General features: G+C 55.2%; 4 protein-coding genes. 1 reads left to right on the top strand and 3 read right to left on the bottom strand.

Annotation, left to right across the window (positions count from 1 at the left end):
* Positions 1–3,161: Eco57I restriction-modification methylase domain-containing protein (locus tag ABD837_RS24910; RefSeq protein ID WP_345060068.1), on the top strand; the 3,161-nt coding region annotated here is incomplete at its 5' end.
* A gap of 76 nt (positions 3,162–3,237) precedes the next feature.
* On the opposite strand, the gene ABD837_RS24905 is transcribed toward ABD837_RS24910, so the two are convergent.
* The 3 genes from ABD837_RS24905 to ABD837_RS24895 form a co-directional block, all read right to left on the bottom strand.
* Complete coding sequence (locus ABD837_RS24905; protein WP_345060065.1) at positions 3,238–3,567, bottom strand: hypothetical protein; 330 nt, start codon at positions 3,565–3,567, stop codon at positions 3,238–3,240.
* Positions 3,568–4,254: 687 nt separating this feature from the next.
* The gene (locus ABD837_RS24900) at positions 4,255–5,190 is read right to left on the bottom strand and encodes a DUF5712 family protein (RefSeq protein ID WP_345060063.1); all 936 of its coding nucleotides are present in this window, start codon (positions 5,188–5,190) and stop codon (positions 4,255–4,257) included.
* A gap of 2 nt (positions 5,191–5,192) precedes the next feature.
* Positions 5,193–5,789, bottom strand: a complete 597-nt coding sequence (locus tag ABD837_RS24895) for a BfmA/BtgA family mobilization protein (RefSeq protein ID WP_345060060.1) — start codon at positions 5,787–5,789, stop codon at positions 5,193–5,195.
* Positions 5,790–6,299: the final 510 nt, after the last annotated feature.

The raw sequence follows: 6,299 nt of genomic DNA, 5'->3' as shown, positions 1-6,299 counted from the left end.
CAATGACGAATGAACAGATTTTTGTAGAGCTACGGGATAAAAGCTCTAATTGGCAAAATGAAGAGGAAGTACGGGTTGGTTGGGTTACCACCCTACAACAGGCGCTGGGTATAACCTTCGACCTGGAGCGTGGCCGCCGCGATTCTAGCTATAATAACCTCATTATTGAGTTCAAGGATAAAGGGCTTTTTTATGGCCGGACAGATAGCGCCAAGTTCAAAGAGGCTATGGATGACCGCCTGGCCAAATACATTCCAAGGGCGGCGCGTCAGGATGGCCTCGACGCTAGCAACTACATAGGTATTGCCATTGATGGCGAACACCTCGCTTTTGCTCAGTGGGTGAACGGCCAGTTAGAGCCTGGCCCACTATACCCTTTGTCAGCTACTTCCGTGGGACTGGTAGTTGATGCCATTCAGGCGAATTTCCTCCGGGCTGTCACCAGCTCGAACCTGATAGAAGACTTCGGCCCTAGTTCCCCGGCAGGTATGGCCGTAATGCAGGAACTAGCTGCTCTACTTTCGGCCGCTCTGGCTGAACCCGACGGGAATAAAATCACGATGCTCTTTCAAGAGTGGCGCACACTCTATGGGCAAATTTCGGATGCTGCCCGCCGTGCTGCCGCCGCGAGCCAAGCGCAGCTCAGGTTTCAGGTGCAGGTACCGGAAGAGTTGCTAATTCCGGCTAGCCTATTCATCATCCATACCTACAACTCGCTTTTAATGAAGCTGCTAGCGGCTGAAATTATAGCTAGCCATGGGCTTACCTCATTTCGTTTTTTCAGTCAAAGCATCTTGGCTCAGGATGAGGCCGCTTTGCCTGGCGTATTGGCCCGCGACGTTGAGGGAGGCGAATACTTCAATGCAGCTGGAGTAAAGGGATTTGTTGAAGAGGCTATTTTCTCGTGGTATCTATCAGCTTTCCAAGAGGGCACTACTGGCCAGCCACTGCTGGCCGCCATTCGGGCTCTACTATCTAGGCTGTCCTTGTATCGCACGGATAAATTAGAAGCTGCGCAAGCGAATGATGTGCTTAAAAGTTTCTATCAGAACCTTGTTCCTGAGGTACTTCGCAAAAGCCTGGGGGAGTATTACACCCCTGACTGGTTGGTAAAATATAGTGTTGATAAAGTAACGCCGGCCTCGTGGCTAGGGGTGCGCGTACTCGACCCTACGTGTGGCTCTGGGTCGTTTTTGCTTGAAGCAATCCGACGTAAGCGGGCCGCAGCAGTGCTTGCCGGTACCGGCAGCCTCGAATTACTGCAAGAACTGGCTCACACGGTATGGGGGTTTGACTTGAACCCTCTGGCGGTGCAAACGGCACGGGTTAACTACCTAATTGCCGTGGCCGACCTCCTGGCCGCTAATCCTGGCCATGAGTTTGAAGTTCCTGTACTCCTGGCTGATGCGGTGTACTCGCCAGCCCGCCAGCCTTACGAGGCGGAAGATGTGGTACGTTATCGAGTTGGCTCCGAAGTAGCTGACCTAGAAGTAGTTTTACCGGCTGAGCTTGCACTTGACCGGGTGCGTCTTGATAGAGTGTTTACTGTTCTAGGCGCTGAAATTGAGCGGAACCATGAACCTGCTGAGGCGCTGCAAGCATTGGTTCGTCGCCATGCTCTAACGGCTAGCGAGGTAAGCAGCTGGACCGGGCCACTAAGTCAAACCTACCGCAACGTATTAGCCCTGCACCGTCGAAACTGGAACGGTATCTGGTTTCGCATTGTGCGGAATTTCTTCTGGTCTGCCACGGCTGGCCAGTTTGATATAGTAGTAGGCAACCCACCATGGGTGCGCTGGGCTAATCTACCGGCACTCTACCGGGACCGGGTAAAGCCGACCTGTGAGCAGTACGACATCTTTTCTTCTACGCCGTTCAGCGGGGGCAACTCCCTTGATATTTCCGGGCTAATCACCTATACGGTAGCGGATAAGTGGTTAAAACCAGAAGGAAAGCTCGTGTTTGTGCTCACGCAGACACTATTTCAAAATCCTTCGTCAGAAGGATTCCGACGCTTCCGCATCAATGAAACGATGCATCTAATTCCACTTGAAATAGATGATTTAAAGGCCCTTAAACCGTTTGCAGACGCTGCAAATAGTACGGCTGTCGCTGTCTTTCAAAAGACGGAAACCGGTCGCAGTCCGTATCCGGTGACGTATCGAGTATGGGACCGTATAGGGACGGCTTCAAGAAATATCCCTGCCGCAAGTTCGCCTGCGGAGGTTATGGCCCGCATTGAGTTTAAAACCATGGAGGCAAATCCAGTAGGCGGAATCGGTTCGCCCTGGGCTATCCTCCCACCTGGCCGCCACGCGCAGCTTGATATTCTACAAGGCACTTGTGATTGGGTACAGGGTCGCAAGGGTATAACGGCCGACCTTAACGGAATTTATTTCGTGCCCATCTTGGCTGAAAATGCTGGGCTGAATCGCGTTCAGATAGAAACTCGCCCTGAAGCGGGCAAAACTGACCTTGGCCCTAAACGTCGGTTTTGGGTTGAGCCGGATTTGCTATATCCGCTCCTTAAAGGGGCCTCTGATATTGCACCTTGCCGCCTCACTCGTGAGCATGAATGGTTTGTATTTGTGCCTAATACGGGCATTCTACGCCGTAATTACGAGGCTGCTGCCGACTTAGTGGAGGGTACACTTCCCCTCACCCTACGATATTTTGAAACCTATCAACCAACACTTGAACGGCGTTCTACTTATCGGCTTCGGATGAAAAATGCTCCATTCTATGCGATTTATACCGTAGGCAATTACACGTTTGCGCCTTATAAGGTAGTGTGGGCTGAGCAGGGAAAATTTGGGGCTGCCGTGGTGACTTCGGCACCTGTTCCATTGCAAGGAGACAAACCGTTTATACCTGACCACAAGCTGTTTTTCGCTGATTTTTATGAGGAAGCGCCCGCCTATTTCTTGTGTGGCCTACTCAATGCCCCTTGCGTGAAAGAGTACATAGAGAGCCATTATATCTCTATCCAGCTTGGTGACGTGTTTAAACACATGACTCTGCCCCCTTATGATGCAGCTGAGCCACGTCACATAGAGTTGAGCGAGCTGGCCAAACAGGCCCATCTCTGCCCTGAGGCGGAATATCCAGGGGAACTAGCTAAAGTTCTTGCTCTTGCTGACAGCATCCTATTGGGTGTCTAAAACGGATTTTGTCAGCTAAAGCGCTACAAAACACAAAAGCATCTTACTGATAGTAAGATGCTTTTGTGTTTTTAAATTACTGCGGCTGCTCAAAGCTAAACACTAGCGGCGGGCTCTCTTGGCTAATATCTACCCGATTGAGGCTGTCCTTAATGAAGCCATCTTCATACACCCGAATAGATGCCGGGAAAGCAAAGTGCTCGTGCAGCTGGGCCGCGTCGATGGGGTCGGTAAAGGTGTAATGTTCTTCCCCGCCCTGGTCGCTCCAAAACGCATCCCCCCGCCACCCGGCCGGGCGGTTGCCCTGGGCCAGCAGAAAATCAATGACGGGCCGCAAGTGGTCGGTGCGCGTGTTGTGGCCGGGGCCGTGTGTGATTCCCTCGGCGGCTATCTGTATTTTGAGCATGGTAGTTAAATAGGATTTTGGGCAAGGTCGCGGGCGGGCTTCTTTCCCTCTTGTTCCTTCCTTTTGTCACTTAACATAACATTCTTTCTCGGACACTTCTGGAAATATGTACGGTTTTTGGCCCGCCGCGCCGCCGCGCCCGCCGTGGTACTTTTCCGGTGGGGGGGCCTTGTTTTCGGCGCTCCCGTTCGACTAGTGCGGCCTCGGCCAGTGCCTCGTTTCGCTCGTAACGGGCCGCTAGTTTGGGGTACTCTTCCCGCGCCCGTCTGCGGGCGCTACGTGCGGCCACGTCTAGGTTTACCAGCAGCTCGGCTTGATAGGCTTCAAACTCCCAATGCGTCGCCCCGTTGTCAAAAAACGCCTTGCGCACCGCCAGCAGCGCCACGGCTCGCGCCTGGTGGGCCGGCCACTGCTCTAGCAGCTCGTCTAGCTCGTTCTCTAGCGCGTGGTATTTCGGCTGCTTCCACAAATCGTATAGGTCGTACCTCGGGCGGGGCGGTTTTCCGGGCCGGCAAACGGTGTGCGCGGTGGTCGAAACTATCTGTTCTCTCGTCCGATAAACCATACTACAAGATACGAAAAAACGCCCGCACTACCTCAAAAACGCCGTTTTAAGGCGGCGAGAGTAGCGTATTTGCATCAGGGCCTGGCCTAGGTTCCAAATAGGGGAAGCTCGCGCTACCCTACTCACATTCTGGGGCCTCGGACGCGCTGCCTCTCCGGGGCTGGTGCCTGCTCTATGGTGGGGGTGAGCGCCGGGCGCGGCTGCTCTAGCGGCGCGGCTGGTTGCTGCCCCTGCGCGGGGACTGGACCGGGCAGCTGCGGGCGCTGCTCACTCACCGACTGCTGCACGGCCGCTTGCCGTTCGACTTGGCGTTGCTGCTCCTGGATGGCCTGCACCTGGAGCGCCGCGCACTGCTCGGGGGTGCCGTGCTGCATCGTGTGGGCGTAGCGGAACGTTTCGGTCAGGGGCCGCTCGTAGGCAAACGCCTGGTCAAACGCCTGCTCTACCCGCTCCGAATACTGCTTGCGCTCGAAGCCGCCCGTCACTACCCCGCGCTGCGTGTTCTTGTGGTTGGTCAATGGGCTCAAGTGGTACGGGTTTTTCCGGTCCAGCTCGCTGGCCTGCTTGCGCTCCGAGTAGCGGGCTAGGTTCTCCGTCCGGCTGACGATAACGTGAATGTGGGTCTGCGGCCCCTCCTTGGCCTCTCCCTTCTCCATGTCGCCCAATTGCACCGCCCGGTCCTGGTGGTTGGTCGTGCGCTCGTGCTCCACTTTGGCAAAGTACACCAGGTCGCGGCCCTCGATGCCCTTCCCAAAGTTGGCCGCGTACTGCTCCATCGCCGCCCGCGTGTAGGCGCGTAGCTTTTCCGGGTCGCTGCCAATGTGGCGTAATTCGGTTTGACTGGGGGCTAGTATCACCTGGTAATACTTGTCCGCGTCGCGGTTCAGGTTGCGCTTGTTGTGGTCAAGCGTCTGCGTGACTTCGGCGGCCGGCACGTCCTCCCGTTCAAGGCTGAACCACTGCCCTTGTACCTCCTTTTCAAGATAGGCCACGAGGCCGCCACTACTACCGGTGCGCTGGGATAGTCCCTTACCAGAGGCGGGAATTTTGGCCACCATCGTTAGGGCTGGGGGGCTGGTGAAGGAGGCGCAACGGCTGGGGCGGGCGGCGTGCTGGGCTTCGCGGGAATCATCAGTTCGGGCCGAAATGCCATACTAAGCACGGCCATTAACTGACTTTTGATAGGGTCTAGCAAAGGGTCGGCTTGGCCTTTCGCGGGGGGTTGGGGCAGGGTACCGTTTAGGTACGTCTGGGTTAATTGCGTGGGCTGCATCGTCCGGCGAATGAGCCGCAGAAACCACTCGGTCAACTCCTGCACCTGGCCCGCGCTCGGCCCGGCCGGGACACTGGCAGCGGGAGCGCTCAGCAGCTGCTGCGCCTGCACCTGGGCTAAAATGGGCTTTAGGTAGGTCTTTTCCTGCTCCCGAATAAATCCAATCGTGCGCTTATCCAAGTCCGCCAGCTTGGCCGTGATTTTGGCTAGGCTACTGGTCAGGTCGGGGCCGGTGGGCGCTCGGGGGTCGGCCTTGGTCACCCGGAAGTACTGCACCATCGCGGCCACCAGTTCGGGACTGGTCAGCTCGCACTCCTTGGCCAACTGCCGGAACCCCTCGTAAGCGGCTGCGTCGGCGTTAATGGTTTTGAGCCTTACACTCATATTTACGGGTAAATTTTAATTGATTATCAACGTGTTATGATACGAAAAGTGTAAGCTACATGTTTTATTTTTTGCTTCAATAACCATAATAATCAGTTAGCCAGCATTTTGCTGGCGAGCGGAACGGTATGGAGGGAGGCGTAGCCGACCGGAATAGCGTTCCTGCTCGCTACCTTTCGGTACTGGGGTCGTCAGGGTACGCTCGCACCGTTGCCCGGTCCCGTTCGCGTCGTTTGGTCTGCCTGGGCTAAGAGAACAAGAGGGAAGAGAAGTGATTAAAAGGACATATACACTCCATCTGAAAGGTTGCCGTTCACGCTTCCCTGCCCGTTGTTTCCGGGGTTGGCAGTTAGGCTCAGGCAGTGGCTGTATATGTCCTTTTAATACCCCTGTTCGGTCTAACTATGAGGTTTTATAAGTCTCACCTGAAATGGATAACTACCAATTCAGCCGCTCGTCCGGTTCCTCAGTCGTTGGGGTAATGGGGGTCTGTTCAGAGGTGTTTGGTTT

The organism is Hymenobacter glaciei, assembly GCF_039539585.1.
Lineage (GTDB): Bacteria > Bacteroidota > Bacteroidia > Cytophagales > Hymenobacteraceae > Hymenobacter > Hymenobacter glaciei.
Note: the sequence above shows the minus strand (reverse complement) of the source record. Positions and strands in the feature narration are given on the sequence as shown.